This is a genomic window from Microcoleus sp. Pol17C6 (assembly GCF_036701145.1).
GTDB lineage: Bacteria > Cyanobacteriota > Cyanobacteriia > Cyanobacteriales > Microcoleaceae > Microcoleus.
This window is the reverse complement of the sequence record NZ_JAUBQH010000057.1, coordinates 1-21,229: the sequence shown is the minus strand read 5'-3', so window position 1 is coordinate 21,229 and position 21,229 is coordinate 1. Positions and strand designations below refer to the sequence as shown.

Here is a 21,229-nt window from a genome sequence, read left to right as displayed (position 1 = left end):
ATTAAGAGAGTTTGTAAGATATGTTTTGCAGGGATACGGTAAGGCAGTGTCTTTGTTTTATACAGTTGGAAAAATTAGAGGTAAAAGATTATGAAACTTATAGTTGCACAGAAACACATGAAGTTACAAAAGTCGATCGCACTTACGGGTTGTGCGATCGTCCTAGCATCATGTGGAAATAGACTTTCCGAGTTAATTTCCAATTCGCAACCGGGAAACAATAGACCTTCCGCGTTAGTCTCTGAAACGCCACCGAAAAAAACTGGACTAACATTTGCCGATTGGTGTCGCCAAAAAGCTGATTTGAGTCCTGAAGCTAAACATACTGTTGAGGTGCTGTTGCAGCAAGCAGGGACTACTGAGTGCGAGGCGGCTAATCAGACACTTTCGAGTCTCCGGGCACTCGTCCTCCGCGACCATCAAATCAGTGACATCAAACCGCTAGAATCCTTGACTAACCTGACTTCGCTCTTCCTCGACTACAATCAAATCAGCGACATCAAACCGCTACAATCCTTGACTAACCTGACGGAGCTCTACCTTGGCGACAATCAAATCAGCGACATCAAACCGCTACAATCCTTGACTAACCTGAATTCGCTCTACCTCAGCGACAATAAAATCAGTGACATCAAACCGCTACAATCCTTAACTAACCTGACTGAGCTCTACCTCGAAAACAATCAAATCAGCCACATTAAACCGCTACAATCCTTGACTAACCTGAGACATCTCTACCTTAACGACAATCAAATCAGCGACATCAAACCGCTACAATCCTTGACTAACCTGAGACATCTCTACCTTAACGACAATCAAATCAGCGACATCAAACCGCTACAATCCTTGACTAACCTGACTCATCTCTCCCTCAACGACAATCAAATCAGCGACATCAAACCGCTACAATCCTTGACTAACCTGAATTGGCTCCCGCTCAACGACAATCAAATCAGCGACATCAAACCGCTAGAATCCTTGACTAACCTGACTTGGCTCTTCCTGGGCGACAATAAAATCAGCGACATCAAACCGCTAGAATCCTTGACTAACCTGACTATTCTCCTCCTCGACAACAATAAAATCAGCGACATCAAACCGCTAGAATCCTTGACTAACCTGACTGGGATCTCCCTCGAAAAAAATCAAATCAGCGACATCAAACCGCTCGAATCTTTGACTAACCTGAATTATCTCTACCTCAGCGGAAATCTAATCGCCCCCAAAACTTGCCCACTCAAGCCAGCGTCTATCTGTCAATGGGAACCAAAACCTAACCCATAAAACTTTACAGTTCAGAAAATTATAGGTACAAAATTATGACACAAATCACCATAATTATCATTTGAAAGTCCGCGTAGGCGGACTTAGTTTGTGTCACCGCGATTTCAATCGCCTAGATATTTTTGCAAGATGTCTATTTAATCACTTAGGATTAACAACAAACTCACTGACAATAAACGGCTTTCGATTAATAATCGCACTGGGATTAGCATCAAGTTGAGACTGCGTGTAAGGTTCAATACCATAAGTTATTACCCGCAACTGCTGACTCTCAGGAGCAACTTCAAACTCATTCCAGCCGTAGGTATGCACTCCTAAATACTCTCCCTGAATCAGTCTAGCGTCAATCCCAGAACCTTCCAAACCAACTGGATCGTATCCTAGCGGCGCTGTCCGAGTATCCAGAATATTGCGGACAAAGGCATCTTTTTGTTCCCTTGTCGGCAATGCATTATAGCGATCTTTTTCCGATTGTGGCAGCAAAGCGGTGGGCGTAAAAGCAACTGTTGCGGGGCCAAAGGGGGCGGCAAACGGCCCTTGCCCGATGTTCAACTGAATAGCAACAGGACTGGTCATTACATCAATAACATCCGTAGGGATTTGCGGCTGACCTGCGGCTTCTTGATAGGTGACATTATTCACGACATATCCGTGAAAATCTCCGGTGGCAAAGACCACATTTTTGATGTTATTTTCTTTGATGAAACGCAGCAAATCTGTTCGTTCAGCAGCATAACCTTCCCAGCGATCGCCTGCAACCGGAATACCAAAATTTTGTATCGGATCGCTTGACATAACAAACTTCCAAGTGATGCCATTTTGTTGAGCTTTCAGTAAGTCATTTTTCAAGTCTTGAAGTTGCGCTGCCCCTAACAGCGTGCGATTGGGCGCAAAGGCATCATTGAGAAACTTATTAACAGTAGCTTGGTCGGAAGTTTCTGGGATACTTTTCAAAGAATTATCTCGGAAAGAGCGCAAGTCTAACACAAATGTAGCTGCATCACTGCCGAAGGTATTATAGCGATAAAGTTTCTGCTCATTAGCAGTGCGAGAGTCGCCCGTATTGCCATAAAAATCATTTCGCACGGGATTGTAGGCTTGAAATGCTTGTAAACCTATGTCAAATACAGGCGTATCATTGACAAAGCCTCCCCCCGTCCCGAAAATTCCTTCTTTTTGCGGCGACTCAGTAGGTGTTGCACCCCCGGCAAAATCATTTGTGAGTTCGTGGTCATCCCAGCTAGCATAGATGGTGGTGGAAGCCTGCAAATCAGCCCAGGTATTGAGGCCATAACGTTGAGCGTAGACTTCATTGTGCTTGGTGCTAAACTCTTCAAAAGTTTTAGGTTGTCTGACTCCCGGCAAATCTGGTGATAGATCGTCTACATAAGCGCTGTCGCCGAGGCGAACAAAAAAGTCTAGATTGCGTTCCGGCGCATTTGCGATCGCCGGGAAAGGAGTAAGTTGACCTTGCCAGTCGCCTGCTACCCCAAATCGTAAACCCTGGCGATTTCCCAACTCAGCAGCAGTGCGGAATTGCCCAACTGCTGAAGTGCCAGCGGCATCACGCACTCGATAAAAATATTGAGTACCAGGGTTTAAATTCGTCAGTTGAGCTTTCACGGGTAGGGTAACATCGGTGACGGTATCTGTGAGAGTACCGAGATTGTTACTGAAGTTTGGATCTGTGGAGTATTCAAAGACAACATTACCCAGAACTGTGCTGCGAGTCCACAAAACAGTTGAAGTTTGGGTGGTATCTCCAGAAGCAACGCCATTTGGCAAGGTTGAGTCACCAGACTTAATAAATGGGGTGACATCTCGCCCTTCAGCAGCACCAAAATTGATAAAGTGTTCAATGCCAGTGAGTTCGTCGCGCTCAACAGCAGCAGTAATATCTGGGTTTTTTGCCAGATAATAGCTATCGTTATATAAAGGGCTAGGACTGCGGTTTTCCGATTCACCAAATTGGATGAAGTGACCAATACCAGTAATTTCATCGCGATCAACAGCCGCAGCAACATCGAGATTTTTCCCTAGATAATAGCTGTTGTTATAGAATGGGCTAGGATTGCGGCCTTCTGATTCTCCAAAATTAATGAAGTGTTGTATTGCTGTGGTAGCTTTGCTGTTGACAGCGGTGGCAACATCAGGGTTATTCAGGAGATAATAATTAGTATCGAATAGGGCCCTAGGGTTGCGACCCTCAAATTGACCGAATTGGGTGAAGTGTTCAAATCCGTTTTGGAAGTTTCCTTTGGCTAGAGCGGCTGCTACCTCTGGGTTTTTAGCCAGATAGTAGGTTTCCTGAAATAGAGTTTTAGCGTCTAACATAAGGAAAAATATGAAGTTTTGTTGAATGACCCTGGTGGCTCAAAATAGCCTTCACAGGATTATACAGGATTATGCAGTGTTGCGATCGCGATCTTTAAGTAGAAGAAAGAAGGAAGAAAAAAGAAGACTTACACAGCCAGCTTTTTAGTGGGACTTAAACATTTTCCAGCCCCTTTAAAAGCTGAAACCCTCTCTAGGGAATGGAAAGAAATCGATCACATAAAAATGTCTGAAACCCTTGGTCTAACTCGGTTAAGACCCATTCTAGCTAAAAGTATTTCTCTATCTGCGTTGGAAGCCAAAATGGCTTCAGTTTTTGTCTAAGTCCCGTTAGTCATCCTTGTTTTACCTTTAATATCACCTCCGATGAAATGCGATCGCTAATTCTGGCCAAACTTCAGCGACTAAACTTCCTGAATTTGCATCAACCGCTGCTTTAACCTTGGTGCATCGCCCCGAGCGAGCACTTCACACTTCTCCAACAAAAAAGCCCGATCGCAATAATTCAACTTATCCAAACGGTGAGTCACCCACAAAGCCGTCAGCCCGCAATTTTTGACCAAACGCTGCACCGCGGGTACCAAATATCACTGAGAATCAGGATCGAGTAAAGCCGTAGGTTCCTCTAATAGTAAAATCTCGAAATGACGAGCGATCGCACTTAAATATTTGAGTGGCGATCGATCTCAAATCTCAAATCCATTGACTTGATGTTCATCAGAAAAAGACGATCGCCCTTATTGACTAAAAGCGATCGCACACCAACATCCTCCTACAAATCAGCAGCGTGCTGCTTCAATTCATCCAAAGAAACGTATTCCAAAGTCAAGGCGTGAGTCGCAGCCAAAACCACAGGCGGCGCAACTCCTGCATCCATTGCTTCCTTCCAGCGAGACGCGCACAAACACCAGCAATCCCCAGGCTTCAAACCGGGAAAGTTAAATTCAGGAACCGGAGTGCTCAAATCATTTCCATTCGATTTAGTGAATTGCAAAAACTCTTCCGTAAGTTGAGCACAAACAGTGTGAGCCCCAAAGTCGCCACCACCTGTATTGCATTTGCCGTCTCGATAATAGCCCGTCATTGGCGAAGTGCAGCAAGTCTCTAACTTTCCGCCCAGCACATTTGTAGCTTCCGTCACCATCGCAACTCCTGAGTAAAACTCTTCGATCTAATTTTACACAAATCGTTGTTTATATATTTTTTTCCATGACAAAGTTGATGAATTGTTGTCCTCGCCGTTCTACTTCTTGTTTTCTAATCACCATAAATCCCTGGCTTTCAAAAAAAGGTCGAGCTGTAATGCTGGCTTCGGTAAATAAATAGTTAATTCCTAAGTCTTTGGCTTTTGACTCAATTTGTTTTAAAATTAGCCTGCCGACTCCTTGTCTTTGAAAATCTTGATGACAGTAAAAGCGATCGATATGACCGTTTGCTTCCAACTCCCCAAAACCAGCAATTTTATCACCCTCTTCTGCTACGAAAGTAAATTTACTGCTTAAACTTTTAGTCCAACTTTCGATATTTATCTCTGCTGGAGCCCAAGCATCTACTTGTGCTTTTGTGTAATCGCGGATGTTTACTTCGTGTACGGTGTCGTAAAAAAGTTTTACAATTTGTTGGGTATCACCGATTTCGTAAGTTCGTATTCTCATAAATAGTCTCCGCTGTTAATTAGATTGTGTGCCTCGATCGACCTCACTCTCAAAGATAATCCGATCGGGTGATTTCCCGACTCTGCTAAATGAGCTACAAGTAATTTAAAATAGGTGGAATGGGAAGGTTTGGAGGAAATTAATCTGTTATGGTGAAAATCATTTAATCTTTCCTTTTTTTTTCATAAGCTAACTGTTGGCTCTAAAAGTATGGACTTTCGGACTTTAAGTAGAGACCACGTTCTCACCCACATTTGGGGTCGAGTCAATCATCCCGAAGTTTTGGCTTTGCCTTTGCCAGATATGCTTTGCTGCCAAAGTGAAGATATCGATTTTTTTCAAGAGCAACTCGCTGAGACTCTCTTAGAAAATTATAGCTTAATTACGGTTTATCAATATATTTTTTTACAAGCTTTAAAGCAGGAAATAAATTCGACGGGGTTTGAGATCCGCCGCTTTTTATCGGGTTCAACCGAGGTGCTGTTTGAATCTCACCCTAATTCTCTAATCCTTCAAAAAAAGATGCTGGCAAGTTGGCTGTTTATTATTCCCAATAAGGAAGTTTGGGAAGGCTACAAAGTGGCGGAGCAAATTCAAGCGGCGCATTATATTTATAACTGTCTGGTTCGTAATTCTGATGACTTGTTAACTGCGGACGAATGCCAGGAATTATTGAAGGCGATCGCCTCATTGCTGCTGCGGTAATTGCTAGAAAAGTAGGTTTTTAGTTGCGCTTGGGTATTCCGGAGGGCCCAAGCGCAACTACGAACCTTTTTTAAGGTACAAGTTGGGTAACTTCTGTGTTAGTCTCCCAGGCAAATTCCCAAGCCGCGGGCCATTTTCACCCGAGTAGAAGGGGGTTCCACTGCTCTGTATTTGGCGATCGCATCTTCCAATGGTAAGGTGTCGTAAAACTGTTTTACAATTTGTTGGGTATCACCGATTTTGTAGGTTCGTACTCTCATAAATTATCTCACTGCGATCGCTTGTTTAATATTAATTTGGGATTTTAATCGCTTCGGAACGCGGATGGATGTTGGCTTTTACCATTTTGTCTCATTTCTTGCAGGGCGATCGACCCAAAATTTATCGCCCACCCCTTGACAAACTCTATTACTCTATGTTACTGAAACACAAGGCAACCTAACTCGAATTAACACTACATCAATCCAGCAGCTTAACGAATAAGGATGGAAATTTATGACAGAAATTGGGCCCGATCCAAACCGACCTTATCCGATGGCCGATCAGCGGCGCGTATGCTTCATCAAAAACTTTATTAAATCCCCCAACATTATCGTCGGCGATTACTCATATTACGACGATCCAATAGAACCAGAAAACTTTGAAAAAAATGTACTTTATAACTACGGAAACGACCAATTAATTATTGGTAAATTTTGTGCGATCGCCACCAAAGTCAAATTCATCATGAACGGTGCAAATCACAAACTAGACGGGATTTCAACTTATCCTTTTCCTGTTTTTGGGAATGGTTGGGAAACAGCCATGAATTTATTAATGGAACTGCCCAGTAAAGGCGATACCGTCATTGGCAATGATGTTTGGATCGGCTATGAATCCCTGATTATGCCCGGAGTCAAAATCGGCGACGGTGCCGTCATTGCCGCCAAATCCGTTGTAGTAAAAGACATTCCCGCTTACACCGTTGTCGGTGGAAACCCCGCACATCCAATCAAACAGCGTTTTAGCGATGGTGAAGTTGCACAACTATTAGAAATTAGGTGGTGGGATTGGAAAATAGACAAGATTTCGCGCAATGTCAGCATAATTATGCAAGGCGATATTCAAGCACTCAGCAATGCTGAGTAAACTCCCAAATACAGCGATTTTAAATTAACAAAGTGGAGGTAGGAAAATGTTGAAAATTGCCTACTTATTTTTCTGTATTCTAGGCACTGCTTTGCCATACTCCCAGCTTGTCCCGTTTATCTTAGAAGAAGGGTTGAATATTAACGCTTTCTTCAGGGACTTGTTTGCCAATCAAATTTCCGGTTTTTTCGGCATGGATGTAATAGTGTCATCCCTGGTTTTTGGTACTTTTGTATTTAGCGAAGGTTCGCGTCTAAAAATGAAAAATTTGTGGGTTTATATTGCCAGTAACTTATTGGTGGGTGTTTCCCTGGGTTTGCCTTTATTTCTCCTAATGCGGCAGCGCAAACTTGAAGAAACACCTTGAGAGTTTTGTAGTTATTGGGTTTGGCTTCCGCTAAACCCAACCTACACAATCTAAAAACCCAACATCAGCGTCAATCTGCCTGCATCTGCGGTCAAAAAATCCCCAAAAATCACCATGCAAAGTCAGGGAACCCCCGTACCGCACCGCCCCTACAACTTACTTAGCTGGGCCCACAGCTTCGATCGCATCCTCAAGAGCGATCGATACATGAGTCCAATGAGTGCCCCCCTGACAAAAAGCCACGTAAGGCTCCCGCAGAGGCCCGTCAGCCGAAAACTCCGACGTACTCCCATCAATAAAAGTACCCCCAGCCATCACCAACTGACTTTCATACCCGTGCATCGGAGCCGGCACCGGGTCTAAATACGAACCAACGGGGGAATTTTGCTGAACCGCCCTACAAAAAGCAATTAACTTATCAGCAGAACCGAATTCGATCGCCTGAATCACATCTCGTCTTCTGGCCAAAGGCATAGGATTCACTCGATAACCCAACTTATAAAAAACATAAGCCGTCAAATGATTGCCCTTCATCGCCTCCCCCACACAACCGGGAGCCATAAACAAACCCTGAAACAGCAAGCGATTCAAATCAAAAGTTGCGCCGCCGCTGCTGCCAATTCCCGGCGCCGTCAAGCGACAAGTTGCCGCCTCCACCAAATCAGCCCTGCCGGCGACGTAACCGCCAGCAGGGACGATCGTACCCCCCGGATTTTTGATTAAAGAACCAGCCATCAGATCCGCACCCACAGCAGTAGGTTCGCAATCATCCACAAACTCCCCGTAACAATTATCAACAAAGCAAATTGTGTTAGGATTCTGATGTTTGACTATGGCGACGATTTTTTCAATCTCAGAAATAGACAAACTCGACCGCCAAGAATAGCCGCAAGAGCGCTGGATAAAAACCAGGCGAGTCTTTGCTGAAATAGTAGAGCTCAATGCCTGCCAATCCAAACTTCCTTCGCGAGTTAGAGGCAACTCACGGTAACTAATGCCAAACTCAAGCAGTGAACCTTGACCTTGCCCCCGCAAGCCGATCACTTCTTCTAAAGTATCGTAGGGAGAACCAGCCACTGCCAACATTTCGTCACCAGGACGCAGGATGCCAAAAAGAGCACAGGCGATCGCGTGAGTACCCGAAACAAACTGTACCCGGACAGCCGCAGCCTGGGCCCCTACCACTTCGGCAAACACCCCGTCCAAAGTCTCCCGACCCAAATCATCGTGGCCGTAACCCGTAACCCCTGCAAAATGGTGGACTCCAACCCGGTGGCTGCGAAAAGCTTTTAAGACTCGTTGAAGATTTTGCTTGACTGTAGTGTCAATACCAGAAAAAATCTGAAAGAGTGCCTGTTCTGCTTCCTGTAGCCGTGAAACGCTATTCATCTATACCTCGCTCACCCTTTGCGTGCGCGCTGTTCATTATGGCGTAGATGCGGCCCCTAGTTTGTAAACATAATATATTCATGACGATTGCAACTTCCAAAAAAACTTCTCCTGATTGGCCTGTCGTAGGCTTTATGGCCTTTCTGCACATCGGTGCTTTATTTGCTTTGCTGCCGGGTAATTTTAGCTGGTCTGCGGTCGGGCTAGCAGTCTTCCTGCATTGGGTAACAGGTGGTTTAGGAATTACTCTCGGATTTCACCGCCTCGTCACCCACCGCAGTTTTCAAACACCGAAATGGCTAGAGTATTTTCTAGTTATTTGCGGTACCCTTTCCTGTGAAGGTGGCCCGATCGACTGGGTAGGAATGCATCGGTTACACCACATACATTCCGACACCGAAACAGATCCCCACGATTCCAATCAAGGCTTCTGGTGGAGCCACATGGGCTGGATGCTCTCGGATCTCCCGATCAGAGTGGAAATCCCCCGCTTTACTAAAGACATCGGCGACGACCCAGTATACAAGTTTCTCCAAGCATATTTTATCCCCATCCAAGTTGTCTTCGGTGTGTTGCTTTATTTATTAGGCGGCTGGTCTTTCGTGGTTTGGGGCGTGTTTATGCGGATCGTGGTGGTGTTCCACTGCACTTGGCTGGTTAACAGCGCTACCCACAAATTCGGCTACCGCACCTACGAGTCGGGCGATCGCTCGACCAACTGCTGGTGGGTGGCTTTGCTCACCTACGGCGAAGGCTGGCACAACAACCACCACGCTTTTCAATACTCGGCTCGCCACGGCCTTCAATGGTGGGAAATCGACTTCACCTGGATGACAATTCAACTGCTGCAATCGCTGGGTTTGGCAACCAAAGTGAAATTAGCAGAAAAATAGCGATCGGCAATTAGTCATTGGTTGTAGGTCATCAGTTATGGACTAATGGCTGGTCACCAATGCCTAATCCTGTTTTTTGCGATCGGTATAGGTTGGGTTGAACACAGATCGAATCCTCTGGTGCGATCGACCCAACCAAAACCAGAATCCGTTATAATATAATTGGGAAGAAAAAATTTTGTTGGGCAGCCAAATTTTTTATTTTCAAAATACAACCGTAAATCTTTTTCAATCCTAATCCCAAATCTATCATTGATTCTTTATTAGTTTGGGCAAGTGTGCAGCAAAAAAGTTCACTGCTCAATCCAAACTATTATGCGTGAATCCCGGTCGGCATCTCATCAGAAATCAAAAAAAGAATGACAATAGCAACGCAAGAAAAACTCCAATACAATTGGAAGCACGTTATTAGTTTAGCAGGACTTCATATCGGCGCTTTGTTCGCACTGCTACCCAGTAACTTCAATTGGACAGCAGTTGGTTTAACAGTATTCATGCACTGGATAACCGGCGGTTTGGGAATAACTCTCGGATGGCATCGTATGCTCACCCACCGCAGTTTTCAGACACCAAAATTCGTAGAATACTTTCTAGCATTTTGCGGAGCCCTTGCCTGTCAAGGAGGAATAATTGATTGGGTTGGGCTGCACCGATTGCACCACACTCACTCTGACCAAAATGCGCTCGACCCTCACAATGCCCAAAAGGGTTTTTGGTGGAGTCACATCGGCTGGATGCTATATAAAGGTCCAGCTCACGCTGAAATTTCCCGCTGCACAAAAGACATTTCGAGCGACCCCTTTTACCAGTTTTTGCAAAACTACTTTCTCCCGATGCAAATCGTCTTTGGCGTCTTGCTTTACTTAGCAGCAGGCTGGCCGTTTGTAGTGTGGGTAATTTTTGTCCGCTTAGTTTTGGTGTATCACTGCACCTGGTTTGTTAACAGCGCCACTCACAAATTTGGCTACCGCACTTACGAAACAAAGGATAGTTCTACTAACTGTTGGTGGGTTGCGCTTTTGACTTACGGCGAAGGCTGGCACAACAACCACCATGCTTATCAATACTCTGCGCGTCACGGGATGGAAAGGTGGGAAATTGACTTCACTTGGATGACAATTCAAGTTTTGGAAGCACTAGGTTTGGCTACTAAAGTGAAATTACCAGCCAAGTAGCAGCAATTGAGTCCTCGACGCAGAACTTTTGTAGGGTTCGTACTTGGCACCATACCGCTTCATAAACCCGGTTTCGTTGAGAAACCGGGTTTTTTGGTGACTAATAACCAAATGACCAATGACTAATGAGCCCGTTTTTGCTCGCCCCGGCCGCGCAAATATTCCGCTAAAAACGCCAATCCTCCCGAACCTACTATCAACAGCACGCTGAGAGCATTAATATCAGGTTTCACCCCAGTCCGAATCCGGCTAAAAATTTCCATCGGCAGAGTTGTAGTCCCGCTACCTGCGGTAAAACTCGCAATCAAAAAATCGTCCATGCTGAGGACAAAAGATAGCAGACAACCCGACACAATTCCCGGTATTAATTGAGGGAGCAAAACCTGAATAAAAGCTTCAACAGGCGTTGCACCCAAATCCAAGGCAGCCTCTTCTAAATACGGGTTTAAATCTGCCAATCTAGTAGAAACAGCTAGGGCGATGTAAGCCAGACAAAACACAATGTGAGCGGCGACAATTGTCCACAAACTCAGAGGAATAGCCAGCGCCGCTAAAAATACCAGAGTAGCAACTGCGGTCGCAATATCTGGAATAATAATCGGCAAGTAGGAAACTCCCTGATATAAACTCTTGCCAGGAAAGCGGTAGCGGGCTAAACCAACTGCCATCAAAGTGCCGAGTACAGCCGAGATTGCAACTGCACAAACAGCCACTGTTAAACTGTTTCTCAGGGCAACTAAAATCCGCGTATCGCTAAATAATTTAACGTACCAATCTAAAGTAAATCCTTCCCAGCCGGCGCTAAAACGCGATTTGTTAAAGCTGTAAAAGGTGAGTACCAGGATGGGCAGGTACATATAAAAAAACATCACAACGGCAAATATCACCTGCCAAGAAATCTTAAATTTAGGTTTTAAGTACATATCGGGTTGTATTTCCTCCTGTGGATTTTCGGGGGTATTTTCCATTTCTCGGTAATCGGTAATTGGTAATCGGTAATCGGTAATTGGTAATAGGAAAAATTAGGATTGTTTTCTTCCTTCTTGCTTCTTCCTTCTACATCCTAAATTGCTTCTTCCTTCTACATCCTAAATTGCATTACGATCGCCATATTTGAGCAAAAGGGCAATTCCGATACTCACTGCAAAGATTAATACCATACTCAGAGCCGAACCCAGCCCCCAATTTTGAGTTGCCCCCAAAAACTGATTGTAAATCAAACGAGCCGCCGTCATGCTGGAAGCTCCACCGAGCAACTCTGGATCGACAAAATCGCCCAAACTGCTAATAAATACTAGCAAAGAACCCGCAGCAATTCCCGGCATCGTCTGAGGTACTGTCACTTTCCAGAAAGTTTCCACTGGATTCGCGCCCAAATCCTGAGATGCTTCTAGCAACCTGCGGTCTAACTTTTCCAAAGAAGCGTAGAGAATTGTCACGATATAAGGCAAATAACTGTAAGCCATGCCGATGAGAACTGCGGAACTTTGATTGAGCAATTCTAGAGGAGGGATGCCCAAAAACCCCAGGAGCGAGTTGAGAACACCCGTAGGACGCAAAATTGTAATCCAAGCATACGATCGCAAAAGCGAAGAAGTCCACAGCGGCAATACAAAGCCTAACAAAGTTAAATTCCGCCACTTTTTCGAGACATTGAGGGCGATCCAGTAAGCGACGGGAAATCCCAGTAGCAGACACAGAATAGTAGTCCCCGTTGCGAAAAAAAGCGATCGACCCATCACCTGCAAATTCAGCGGCTCAAACACTCGCAGGTAATTGCCGATTCCCGAAGGATTCACCAAATCTCCCGGTTTAATATTCGGCACCAAACTAAGCTGAAAAATCACCAAAGTTGGTATGACTAATAATAAAAGCAGCAACAAGCCAGAAGGGCCGAGCAATGCCAGTGGCCCAGCCCAAGCAGACCACGGGGAAACAGTTTCAGCCTTCAAAGGAGAATTGGGAGGAATAGGAGGGGGAGTTCTAGTTGAAACAGCCATAGATCAATTTTTTTGATTTTTTAACCGCTGATGAACGCGGATTAACGCGGATATAATACGGATAGAGTGGGCTATCTGCTGTACGGGGGCGGGTTGATGTAAATATTGGGTGAGAATCAGAGATAGGCTGTAAAACCCGCCCTACTTTTGAGGATTAGCCGCTGGTTAATTGAGTCCAATAGCGATCGTACACTTCCATAAATTTCCCTACCGGAGCCACACCTTCGCACTTTTTCAAAATATCTTCCGAAGGGAAAAGAATGTCGTTTTCGCGCACTTCCGGCGGCAACAAACTAAAAGCATCTTCCGAAGGAGTTGAAAAACTGAGTCGCTCTACTAAAGAAGCTGCCACATCGGGTTGCAGCATAAAGTTAATCCATTTATAAGCTGCTTCGGGATTGGGAGAACCTTTAGGAATTACTAAAGTGTCAGTCCACAGAGAAGAACCGCTTTTGGGGACGACATACTTCAATTTATCGTTATCTGAAATTACTTCATTAGCATCAGAAGAATAACACATAGCTACCTTCAAATCCCCCGTCAGCATTTGAGGCCGCCAAGCATCAGTAGTAAAAGATGCGATCGCCGGTTTGAGTTCCACCAACTTTTCGTAAGCTTGTTTCACTTGCTCTTGGTTCGTAGAATTCAGAGAATAGCCCAGCATCCGCAACGCAGCGCCCATGACTTCTCGAACATCACTCGCCAGCGTCATTCGCTTTGCTAACTCCTGTTTGTGCTGCCACAAATATTCCCAATCTTCAGGAGCTTCTTTGAGTTGTTCGGTGTTGTAAATCAAGCCTGTGGTTCCCCAACTCAAAGGCACGCTGTAGCGGTTTCCTGGGTCATAAACAGGGTTTTGGAACTGTTTTCGGAGCCGATCGATCCCGCCCAAAATCGAGTGGTCTAATGGACTCAACAGCCCGAGTTCCGTCATCTGAACCACCATGTAGTCCGACGGGTAAATGATGCTGTAGGCGCGCGCGCCACCGGCTTGAACTCTCGCCAGCATCTCTTCGTTGGAGCTAAACACGTCGGCCACTACGCGAATGCCTGTTTTTTCGGCAAAGCGATCGAGCAAAGCGTCATCGGTATAGCCTGCCCAAGTATAGATGAAAAGTTGGTCTGCCGAACCTTTGACGGGAGGAGCAGATTGTACGTCTGCAAGTCGCCAGCCGCAACTCGAAACAGCTAACCCGGAAATTGTCGCCGCCGAATTTTTTAGGAACTGACGGCGTGTAGAATTAGCCGGAAAAATCCTGGAAATTGGTAAGTTAGTCGGAGGCACAGTTCGATTTTAGATTTTAGATTTTAGATTTTAGATTTTAGATTTGGAGATTGAAGATTGGGGAATTGGGAATTGGGAATTGGGAATTGTCCTATGTTATTTGTTAGGAGAACCAACCACCAACAAATAACCAATGACTAATGACTAATACCAACTACCAACTGCCAACTGACTAATTCCGATCGGTCAAAGCGAGACAATCAGTAGTTCCCCAATAAGCGTAAATCGGCGTGTGCGGGTCTGGGAAAGAACCGCCGGTATTTGGCTGGCGCACCGTAATTTTATCGCCCGACGCCAACTCAACCACGTAATGAACGTGCGTACCCATGTACATAGTATTTTTGAGCCGCCCTTCAAAACAGTTGACCGACACTTCCGGCTGGTAGAGATTCAAATATACTTTTTCCGGCCGGACGCTGACCACCACAGAGTCGCCTGTGACGCCACTCCACATATCCGACTGCTGAACGACTATTTTCAGATTGGCTGATGTGCGAACTGTGATAGTCGATCGGTCGATCGATTCTACCGTACCCGCAAACAAATTCGTATCGCCAATAAAATCCGCCACAAAAGCCGTCTGCGGACACTCATAAATTTCTTCAGGAGAGCCAATTTGCTCAATCCTGCCCTCGTGCATCACCGCAATCCGGTCAGACAGACTCATCGCCTCTTCTTGGTCGTGAGTCACCATCACAAAAGTCAAACCCAATTCTTGATGCAAATTCGACAGTTCCAACTGCATCTGCTTCCGCAACTTCAAATCCAGAGCACCCAGAGGTTCGTCCAGCAGCAGAACCGCCGGTCGATTTACCAGAGCTCTCGCCAAAGCCACCCGCTGCTGCTGGCCGCCCGACATTTGACCGGGAAACCTGTTGGCGAAAGATTCCATTTTCACCAATTGCAAAACTTCCCGTACCCGTTCTTCAATTTCCGCTTTCCCCAGTTTTTTTATCCGCAATCCAAAAGCGATATTGTCCCAGACATTCATGTGTCCGAACAAAGCATAGCTTTGAAACACAGTATTTACCGGACGGCGGTAAGCTGGAGTGTTGGTCATCGACTGGCCGCGAATCATCAATTCGCCCGCCGAGGGAGTCTCGAACCCAGCGATTAAGCGCAGCGTCGTAGTCTTGCCGCAGCCACTGGGCCCGAGGATGCTAAAAAATTCTCCTTGGCGGATGTTGAGGTCAACTCCACGGACTGCGGTTTCGCCGTTAAATACCTTAAAGACCTTGCGGAGTTCAACGTCAAGCGCTGTATCCGTTGCTGTCGTACCTTGGTTGAGTGCTGTCTGAAACATATTCGCCCTTTCCTGGGGGTAATGCACGCCACTTAAATACAGTTTAAGTTTAGACTTTTCTGTATTTTAGGTGAGGAATGTTGGATGTAACAGGTTTTGGGATTTGTTATTTAAATTCTATCCCAGAGCGCACCATTGTCAGCAACAGGCAAGATGCCTGTTCCACAAAGAGTAAATGTTCTTGTGGAACAGGCATCTTGCCTGTTCATAAAAGCCTTATTGAGAATGGTGCAACATCTCAGAGCGACTGGGCATCTATTTGTTCTCAGGACTTGGCGTGGGAGAGGGTTTTTGTGGTTTCTCTGTTTTGGGTGCTTCTGCTTTTTTCCACTCTGACAAAGGTCGCTGGACGGCATTTTTAAAGTCAAAAGGCACTAGCAGCACGGGCAAATTTTGGGCTGAATTTTGAGGGGGCGCTTCCGGCGGATTGGCTTGAGCGTACAAGAAGCGGCCACTAAAGTCTGTTTTGCCTAAAACTAGGCGGTGAGTTTCCTGGTTGTCCAGTTTTACTGTGACTGTAGCTTGGGGTTGGTCGAGACCGAATTCGGGCAGTTGAGCAGCAGTAATATTAATCGTGCGATCGCTCTTTCCGGTTGCCAGCCTGTCGAGCAAAAAATCCACCGATGCCTGACTCGCGTGTGCTTGCACTGGCAATTTCATTTCCCAGCTAGACTTGCCTCCTTTTGTAGCATAAACTCGTTCAAAAGTCAATATTTTTTCGGGAGTTTTGACTGTAAAGAATTGTATGCGATCGGACTTAAAAGCAAAAATTTTCTGTTTTTCTTCCTTAGCGGCTTCCTGTTTCGGAGATACTTGCATCTCGAACAAAGCAACCAACCCCGTCATGCTCAGCGCGACGGCTATCAATACTAATGTATTTTTCTGCAATTTCATAGTAACAGCGAATTCGGCATGGTAATGGGGAATGGGGTATGGGCAATTGGTAAGAGACGCACCCTAGGGAAATTAGGAATTAGGAACTTGTACGCTCGCGTAGCCGAAGTATTAGGAATTGACAATTGGTAAGGTGCGCGACCGGGCGCACCTTGCGGAATTAGGAATTAGGAATTGGTTATGGGTAAGAGGTGAAAAAACCAGAAAGAGGCAAATAAATCCGTTAAATTCCTTAGAGAATTTGTTGGCGAACTTATCTTCTCTTCCACCAGATAGCGCCGCCAATTCCCAGTCCGAGTAAAGGCCAAATTAGCCAAGCTAACACCAGCAATCCTACTTGGATGGTCGTCATGTTAATACGGCGGTTGGTAGCTTTTTTCGGGCTGATAGAAAAGCTTTGCTGGTCTGGTTTACTCAACCAACTGACTGAATTGAGAAACACGTCGCTATTGAGTTGTTGGTCAAACCAACCGTTAGTCACAAATTGAGATGTACCAATTATTACCATTCGCGATGTTTTTCTAGGAGTTGAAGGCGCGGAAGGAGTTGCGGTTGGACTGGGAGATGCTGTGGGAGATGCTGCGGGTGTTGGTGTTGGCGAACTTTCTGCCGATTCTGTGGGAGATGCTGTGGGAGATGCTGCCGGTGTTGGCGAAGTCGTCGGTAATGCTGGAGGCGTAGCTTCTTGCGAGACAATCACTGAATAGCTGATTGGGGAAGCTGTTGGGGAAGTTGTCGGCGATGGCGAAGTTGTCGGCGATGGCGAAGTTGTCGGCGATGGCGAAGTTGTCGGCGATGGCGAAGTTGTCGGCGACGGTGAATCTGTCGGCGATGGGGAATCTGTCGGCGACGGTGAATCTGTCGGCGATGGTGAATCTGTCGGTGATGCTTGGGGTGAAGGCGAGAGCGAAGTTGTCGGTGATGCTTGGGGTGAAGGCGAGGGCGAAGTTGGTGTTGGTGAAGGGGAGGGCTTTAAGGGAGTGCTGTCAGTGGACGATCGAACTAAAGCTACACCTAATAATAGCGGGCCTTGTCGATCGGTCTTCTGATCGAACTCCAATTTCTTAGTCGTCAAATCGCTTTCCGCCCAACTTTCCTGACTCGTCCAAATCAGCGGTTTTTCCTCTATCCCTTCTACGGGCGAGGTTTCCAAAGCACGCGCAAATGGATAAAATGAAATACCGGTGCCAAAACTTTGAGTAATAGGATGTTCGCCGTAGCGCCTGACTGTCGGAACCGTAGGGCCCAGGCCAAATCTTTGACCAGTGCCCGAAGCATCGATGGCCAAACGGGCGTCTAGTTTGACGCCCCATTCTTGCAGAAATTTGTCCAATCCCGTATCAATTGCCGGGTCTACCATTAACAATAAACTGCCGCCGCGATCGAGATAAGCTCTTAGTGCTTTAATTTCTGTATCGGAAAACGGTTTGTCCGGCCCGGGAACGATTAAAGCATCTGCATCTTCTGGCACTTCTTTGCGTTCGGTCAAATTCAGTGTTTGGGCGTTGTAGTATTTATCTTTCAGAGCTTTTTCAGCTTGCTGAATTCCGCCTTGACCTTCCTGTAGCGGGCGGGATCCTTTGCCTTGCAAAAAGTAAACTGTAGCAACGCGAGTGCTCAGGATTTCTTCTAAGCCATTGGTAAGTTTTATCTCTGAAAGACCTTGATTTGGGTCGCTACCAAAAGCAGTGCCACCTTTTTGCAATACCTGTTTTTTGTCGCCGGATTGCAGGTAAACTTCTCCGATGCTGGTAATACTAAATTCCCGCGCTTTTCCCGGTTGGGCCTGCGGGTCAACAAACTCGAATTGGAACTTGTCGCCTCCCTCGCGTTTGTAGCTTTGCAGCAATTCTTTAATTTGGGGGTTTTGGATGGGGTCAAATACCCAAACTTTGACTGTTTGTTGCAGGTTTCGCAGTATTTGTTGAGTCTGCGGGGCCAGGGTAAATTGTTGGCTTTCGGTTAAGTCGATGCGGACGGGATAGCGAACGGCTATGAAGTTAATTACTCCGAGAATCACAAAGACGGCGAGGGTGGCAATCAGGGCGTTGGTGCTGGCTTGAGTGGAACGCTGCCCCCAAAAGCTTTGTTCGTAACTCAAATATAGCAGCCAAAGTGCGATCGTCACTGCTCCGGCAATAACTAAACCGACTGTCAGGGGGTCCCATACTCCAGATACAAGTGCTGCTGTTACCCCCGCTGCGATGAGGAGGGGGCCCAGCAAAAAAACATATTTCCAATTTTTTTTGCTAATTTTCATAATGTAAATATTGAGTGAGAAAATTCCGCTTCGAGGATGTTATTCTATATCGCATTAGCCTGCAACCATGCTGTTAAATCTGACTGATGGTTGAAATCCAGCACGGCATCTCCTAGTGCTTCTAATTCCTCTACCCCTAATTCACGGATGCAGTTTTCAGTTTCCGGTTGTATTGTGCCTAAGCGCTTCACTAGCTGACGCAATATTAACGAGAGTTGAGCAGCTTTTGTCACCTGTTCTCTTGCTACATCTATGGCAATCTGCTGGTCTTGAATCCACAGTTCTTGCTTCTGCAATTCATTTAATTCTTCCTGAGTGAAGTTGTCCTCGCTGGCAATGCTAAAAGCTTTCTGAATTTCTGGAACTGCCCTCAATGTTTCTGGTACTGTCTCCAGAGTGCTGGTATTTTCTAGAAAGTAAATCCATTGATCAGCGGCTGTTTCTAATTCTGCTAATCCCTTGCTAAATTTTGGCAGTTCGATAAATACTAATTCTATTTCAGTATCTGGACACTCAAACTGTTGCTCTTTTTCTTGAAAAACAAACTTTGACATAAATTCCGGCTGATTTTCAAACATTTCAAAGTCGGCAATTTTCAAGGAAATTACTGTTTTTAGTCTTTCGTAGCGTTCTTTCCCTGTTAATTGCTGGCTGTAGCTTTTGGCAGCATTGTACAAAACTCTGTTTCCAAAGGAAGGCACGTTGATCAGTTGAATTTCAACTAGGGCGATTCTACCGCCGTTAATTGTGGCTTTGACATCTAGGTGTGTGTCTTGGGTTGCCAGAGTTGGAGGTTCTGGTTGGGAGTCGATTATTTCTAAGTCTTCGATGACCGGCTGGGCTTCATAAAGGATGGCGTTTAAAAAATTAATCAGGATGTCTTTGCTGTCGCTGGAACCGAATATTTTTTTGAACGCAAAGTCGATTTTGGGATTAATAAATCTCATTCTTTCAAGTAATTAGTGGAATAACTAACATTAATTGGGAATTGGGAACTGGGAATTGGGAATTGGGAATTGGGGATTGGGAATTGGTGGTGTTTACTTTAATGTGCAACTCTCCAAATCTCCTACTTTCCCACTCTTTCCTCTTTATTCACCGAAGCCTTCCCTGATGCTTTTAGGAACGCTGATATCGCAGCGCATCGATGGATTGGGCGGTCAGAAATACTCCTAAAATGATGTAACTGGCAAACATAATTAAACTGCTGGTATCGAAAACTCCCTTGACAAGATTGGTGTAATTTGTTAAGAGCGACAAATGTCCTAATGCTGTGCCGAAGGGGCCACCGATACTGACGGCGACTGCATCGATCACCCAGAGAAATAATACTAGAGTGAAGGTGAGGATGGCGGATAAAATTGTGCTGTCGGTGAGGGAGGAAATAAACATTCCGAGGGACAATACTCCTGCTGCTAGTAAGATTAAGCCGGCGTGTCCTAGCAGAAGAACTCCGGGGGGTACGGGTGGGGTTGAGGAACTGAGGGCGATCGCCTCGCAGAACAGCAGAGGCAGCAACATTGTGGTATAAAATGTTAAAACTCCCAGGAGTTTGCCGGTAGCAACTGCCCAGTTTGTTAAGGGCGATGTGGCTAATAGTTCTAAGGTGCCGCGTTTGCGTTCTTCTGCGTAAAGTCCCATTGAGAGTGCGGGTAGTACGAACAAGGAAAGGGAACCCATGATTCGCAGAAAGAGTTGCAGGAATTCGTAGGCTACGTCGATGGGAGGTTCGGTAATTCCCATTTGGTCTCGCTGGCCGATTTGGGGAATTAACCCGTCGGGGGCGAGGAGGATAGCTATTAAAAAGTAGCCGGTGATTAGCCAAAAGACTGCTGCGATGGCATAGGCTAATGGCGAGGCAAAATAGCTTTGTAGTTCTTTGCGGTAAATTGCGATAATATTACTAAGCATTACTAACCTTTAGGAATGGGAATGGGTAATTGGCCATTGGTAATTGGTTCATTCTGAGTCGCCTGCGGGTGGTGTTTCGCTGCCGTCGCTATCCTGTTGCTTTCTTTCTATTTGTCGCTTTCTGGTAATAGGTGGCTGTTCTGGTCGAGAATCGCTAGTTGGTTGTGGCTTTTTTTTAAGTGGCCGTTTTTTTACAACTGGTTCGGATTCTGGTTGAGAATGTTCGCTCGACTTTGGTGAATCTAGAATCGGTTCGGATTCTGGTTGAGAATGTTCGCTCGACTTTGGTGAATCTACAATCGATTCGGATTCTGGTTGAGAACGTTCGATCAACTTTTGCGCATCTAAAATCGGTTCGGGTTCTGGTTGAGAAGGTTGGCTCGACTTTGGTGTTTCTGAAAATTCGAGATTTTCGACAACCGGTTCTGGTTGAGAAGGTTGGTTCGACTTTGGTGTTTCTGAAAATTCGAGATTTTCGACAACCGGTTCTGGTTGAGAAGGTTGGTTCGACTTTGGTGTTTCTGAAAATTCGAGATTTTCGACAACCGGTTCTGGTTGAGAAGGTTGGTTCGACTTTGGTGTTTCTGAAAATTCGAGATTTTCGACAACCGGTTCTGGTTGAGAAGGTTGGTTCGACTTTGGTGTT

Annotated in this window: 19 protein-coding genes and 2 pseudogenes; 6 read left to right on the top strand and 15 right to left on the bottom strand. The window is 45.7% G+C overall.

Annotated elements, in window-relative coordinates; translation table 11 throughout:
• Window positions 1–90: 90 nt before the first annotated feature.
• Window positions 91–1,284 (top strand): leucine-rich repeat domain-containing protein, encoded by a 1,194-nt coding sequence (locus QUA25_RS22870; protein ID WP_333041419.1) that lies wholly within the window; start codon window positions 91–93, stop codon window positions 1,282–1,284.
• A gap of 141 nt (window positions 1,285–1,425) precedes the next feature.
• Here the strand turns inward: QUA25_RS22870 and QUA25_RS22865 are convergent, their stop codons facing one another.
• The 4 genes and pseudogenes from QUA25_RS22865 to QUA25_RS22850 all read right to left on the bottom strand — a co-directional run bounded on the left by QUA25_RS22865 (window position 1,426) and on the right by QUA25_RS22850 (window position 5,273).
• The gene (locus QUA25_RS22865; protein WP_333041418.1) at window positions 1,426–3,618 is read right to left on the bottom strand and encodes an alkaline phosphatase D family protein; all 2,193 of its coding nucleotides are present in this window, start codon (window positions 3,616–3,618) and stop codon (window positions 1,426–1,428) included.
• A 404-nt stretch (window positions 3,619–4,022) separates the two neighbouring features.
• A pseudogene (locus tag QUA25_RS22860) lies at window positions 4,023–4,277 on the bottom strand (ABC transporter ATP-binding protein); the annotation flags it as partial.
• A 113-nt stretch (window positions 4,278–4,390) separates the two neighbouring features.
• Complete coding sequence (locus tag QUA25_RS22855) at window positions 4,391–4,762, bottom strand: DUF2237 domain-containing protein (RefSeq protein ID WP_333041417.1); 372 nt, start codon at window positions 4,760–4,762, stop codon at window positions 4,391–4,393.
• Window positions 4,763–4,811: 49 nt separating this feature from the next.
• Window positions 4,812–5,273, bottom strand: a complete 462-nt coding sequence (locus QUA25_RS22850; RefSeq protein WP_333041416.1) for a GNAT family N-acetyltransferase — start codon at window positions 5,271–5,273, stop codon at window positions 4,812–4,814.
• Between the two features lie 210 nt (window positions 5,274–5,483).
• Between QUA25_RS22850 and QUA25_RS22845 the strand changes: the two genes are divergently transcribed.
• A complete protein-coding gene (locus QUA25_RS22845) occupies window positions 5,484–5,978 on the top strand; it encodes a hypothetical protein (protein ID WP_333041415.1) in 495 nt (164 codons plus the stop codon).
• Between the two features lie 98 nt (window positions 5,979–6,076).
• Here the strand turns inward: QUA25_RS22845 and QUA25_RS22840 are convergent, their stop codons facing one another.
• Window positions 6,077–6,238, bottom strand: coding sequence for a hypothetical protein (locus QUA25_RS22840; protein ID WP_333041414.1), 162 nt, complete (start codon window positions 6,236–6,238; stop codon window positions 6,077–6,079).
• A gap of 235 nt (window positions 6,239–6,473) precedes the next feature.
• On the opposite strand from QUA25_RS22840, the gene QUA25_RS22835 reads away from it, so the two are divergent.
• Both QUA25_RS22835 and QUA25_RS22830 read left to right on the top strand, forming a co-directional pair.
• Window positions 6,474–7,106, top strand: coding sequence for a Vat family streptogramin A O-acetyltransferase (locus QUA25_RS22835; protein WP_333041413.1), 633 nt, complete (start codon window positions 6,474–6,476; stop codon window positions 7,104–7,106).
• Between the two features lie 46 nt (window positions 7,107–7,152).
• The gene (locus QUA25_RS22830; RefSeq protein ID WP_333041412.1) at window positions 7,153–7,473 is read left to right on the top strand and encodes a DUF2834 domain-containing protein; all 321 of its coding nucleotides are present in this window, start codon (window positions 7,153–7,155) and stop codon (window positions 7,471–7,473) included.
• A 156-nt stretch (window positions 7,474–7,629) separates the two neighbouring features.
• Here QUA25_RS22830 and QUA25_RS22825 read toward each other — a convergent pair whose 3' ends face one another.
• A complete protein-coding gene (locus QUA25_RS22825) occupies window positions 7,630–8,862 on the bottom strand; it encodes a methionine gamma-lyase family protein (RefSeq protein ID WP_333041411.1) in 1,233 nt (410 codons plus the stop codon).
• A gap of 80 nt (window positions 8,863–8,942) precedes the next feature.
• On the opposite strand from QUA25_RS22825, the gene QUA25_RS22820 reads away from it, so the two are divergent.
• Window positions 8,943–9,755, top strand: coding sequence for an acyl-CoA desaturase (locus tag QUA25_RS22820; protein WP_194063518.1), 813 nt, complete (start codon window positions 8,943–8,945; stop codon window positions 9,753–9,755).
• A 359-nt stretch (window positions 9,756–10,114) separates the two neighbouring features.
• Window positions 10,115–10,930 carry a fatty acid desaturase gene (locus QUA25_RS22815; RefSeq protein WP_333041410.1) on the top strand — a complete coding sequence of 272 codons (816 nt, stop codon included), beginning with the start codon at window positions 10,115–10,117 and terminating at the stop codon, window positions 10,928–10,930.
• Window positions 10,931–11,052: 122 nt separating this feature from the next.
• On the opposite strand, the gene QUA25_RS22810 is transcribed toward QUA25_RS22815, so the two are convergent.
• The 9 genes and pseudogenes from QUA25_RS22810 to QUA25_RS22770 all read right to left on the bottom strand — a co-directional run.
• Window positions 11,053–11,898 (bottom strand): ABC transporter permease, encoded by an 846-nt coding sequence (locus QUA25_RS22810; protein WP_333041409.1) that lies wholly within the window; start codon window positions 11,896–11,898, stop codon window positions 11,053–11,055.
• A 120-nt stretch (window positions 11,899–12,018) separates the two neighbouring features.
• The gene (locus tag QUA25_RS22805; protein ID WP_333041408.1) at window positions 12,019–12,930 is read right to left on the bottom strand and encodes an ABC transporter permease; all 912 of its coding nucleotides are present in this window, start codon (window positions 12,928–12,930) and stop codon (window positions 12,019–12,021) included.
• A 154-nt stretch (window positions 12,931–13,084) separates the two neighbouring features.
• Window positions 13,085–14,215: a spermidine/putrescine ABC transporter substrate-binding protein gene (locus QUA25_RS22800; protein WP_333041407.1), complete on the bottom strand. Its 1,131-nt coding sequence runs from the start codon at window positions 14,213–14,215 to the stop codon at window positions 13,085–13,087.
• Between the two features lie 172 nt (window positions 14,216–14,387).
• Entirely contained in the window at window positions 14,388–15,518 is a 1,131-nt protein-coding gene (locus QUA25_RS22795) for an ABC transporter ATP-binding protein (protein WP_015177403.1), read from the bottom strand.
• A gap of 255 nt (window positions 15,519–15,773) precedes the next feature.
• The gene (locus QUA25_RS22790; RefSeq protein ID WP_333041406.1) at window positions 15,774–16,412 is read right to left on the bottom strand and encodes a DUF4340 domain-containing protein; all 639 of its coding nucleotides are present in this window, start codon (window positions 16,410–16,412) and stop codon (window positions 15,774–15,776) included.
• A gap of 253 nt (window positions 16,413–16,665) precedes the next feature.
• Window positions 16,666–18,672 carry a Gldg family protein gene (locus QUA25_RS22785; protein ID WP_333041405.1) on the bottom strand — a complete coding sequence of 669 codons (2,007 nt, stop codon included), beginning with the start codon at window positions 18,670–18,672 and terminating at the stop codon, window positions 16,666–16,668.
• Window positions 18,673–18,716: 44 nt separating this feature from the next.
• Window positions 18,717–19,619 (bottom strand): Rpn family recombination-promoting nuclease/putative transposase, encoded by a 903-nt coding sequence (locus tag QUA25_RS22780; protein ID WP_333041404.1) that lies wholly within the window; start codon window positions 19,617–19,619, stop codon window positions 18,717–18,719.
• A gap of 172 nt (window positions 19,620–19,791) precedes the next feature.
• The gene (locus tag QUA25_RS22775) at window positions 19,792–20,583 is read right to left on the bottom strand and encodes an ABC transporter permease (RefSeq protein WP_333041403.1); all 792 of its coding nucleotides are present in this window, start codon (window positions 20,581–20,583) and stop codon (window positions 19,792–19,794) included.
• 48 nt (window positions 20,584–20,631) lie between these two features.
• Window positions 20,632–21,229: pseudogene (locus tag QUA25_RS22770) on the bottom strand (ATP-binding cassette domain-containing protein); the annotation flags it as partial.

Bases quoted from the DNA above. Each gene is read 5' to 3' on its own strand.
- QUA25_RS22870 (WP_333041419.1), top strand. From the start codon at position 91: ATGAAACTTATAGTTGCACAGAAACACATGAAGTTACAAAAGTCGATC.
- QUA25_RS22775 (WP_333041403.1), bottom strand. From the start codon at position 20,583: ATGCTTAGTAATATTATCGCAATTTACCGCAAAGAACTACAAAGCTAT.
- QUA25_RS22825 (WP_333041411.1), bottom strand. From the start codon at position 8,862: ATGAATAGCGTTTCACGGCTACAGGAAGCAGAACAGGCACTCTTTCAG.
- QUA25_RS22795 (WP_015177403.1), bottom strand. From the start codon at position 15,518: ATGTTTCAGACAGCACTCAACCAAGGTACGACAGCAACGGATACAGCG.
- QUA25_RS22840 (WP_333041414.1), bottom strand. From the start codon at position 6,238: ATGAGAGTACGAACCTACAAAATCGGTGATACCCAACAAATTGTAAAA.
- QUA25_RS22845 (WP_333041415.1), top strand. From the start codon at position 5,484: ATGGACTTTCGGACTTTAAGTAGAGACCACGTTCTCACCCACATTTGG.
- QUA25_RS22850 (WP_333041416.1), bottom strand. From the start codon at position 5,273: ATGAGAATACGAACTTACGAAATCGGTGATACCCAACAAATTGTAAAA.
- QUA25_RS22865 (WP_333041418.1), bottom strand. From the start codon at position 3,618: ATGTTAGACGCTAAAACTCTATTTCAGGAAACCTACTATCTGGCTAAA.
- QUA25_RS22805 (WP_333041408.1), bottom strand. From the start codon at position 12,930: ATGGCTGTTTCAACTAGAACTCCCCCTCCTATTCCTCCCAATTCTCCT.
- QUA25_RS22830 (WP_333041412.1), top strand. From the start codon at position 7,153: ATGTTGAAAATTGCCTACTTATTTTTCTGTATTCTAGGCACTGCTTTG.
- QUA25_RS22790 (WP_333041406.1), bottom strand. From the start codon at position 16,412: ATGAAATTGCAGAAAAATACATTAGTATTGATAGCCGTCGCGCTGAGC.
- QUA25_RS22835 (WP_333041413.1), top strand. From the start codon at position 6,474: ATGACAGAAATTGGGCCCGATCCAAACCGACCTTATCCGATGGCCGAT.
- QUA25_RS22785 (WP_333041405.1), bottom strand. From the start codon at position 18,672: ATGAAAATTAGCAAAAAAAATTGGAAATATGTTTTTTTGCTGGGCCCC.
- QUA25_RS22855 (WP_333041417.1), bottom strand. From the start codon at position 4,762: ATGGTGACGGAAGCTACAAATGTGCTGGGCGGAAAGTTAGAGACTTGC.
- QUA25_RS22815 (WP_333041410.1), top strand. From the start codon at position 10,115: ATGACAATAGCAACGCAAGAAAAACTCCAATACAATTGGAAGCACGTT.
- QUA25_RS22820 (WP_194063518.1), top strand. From the start codon at position 8,943: ATGACGATTGCAACTTCCAAAAAAACTTCTCCTGATTGGCCTGTCGTA.
- QUA25_RS22810 (WP_333041409.1), bottom strand. From the start codon at position 11,898: ATGGAAAATACCCCCGAAAATCCACAGGAGGAAATACAACCCGATATG.
- QUA25_RS22780 (WP_333041404.1), bottom strand. From the start codon at position 19,619: ATGAGATTTATTAATCCCAAAATCGACTTTGCGTTCAAAAAAATATTC.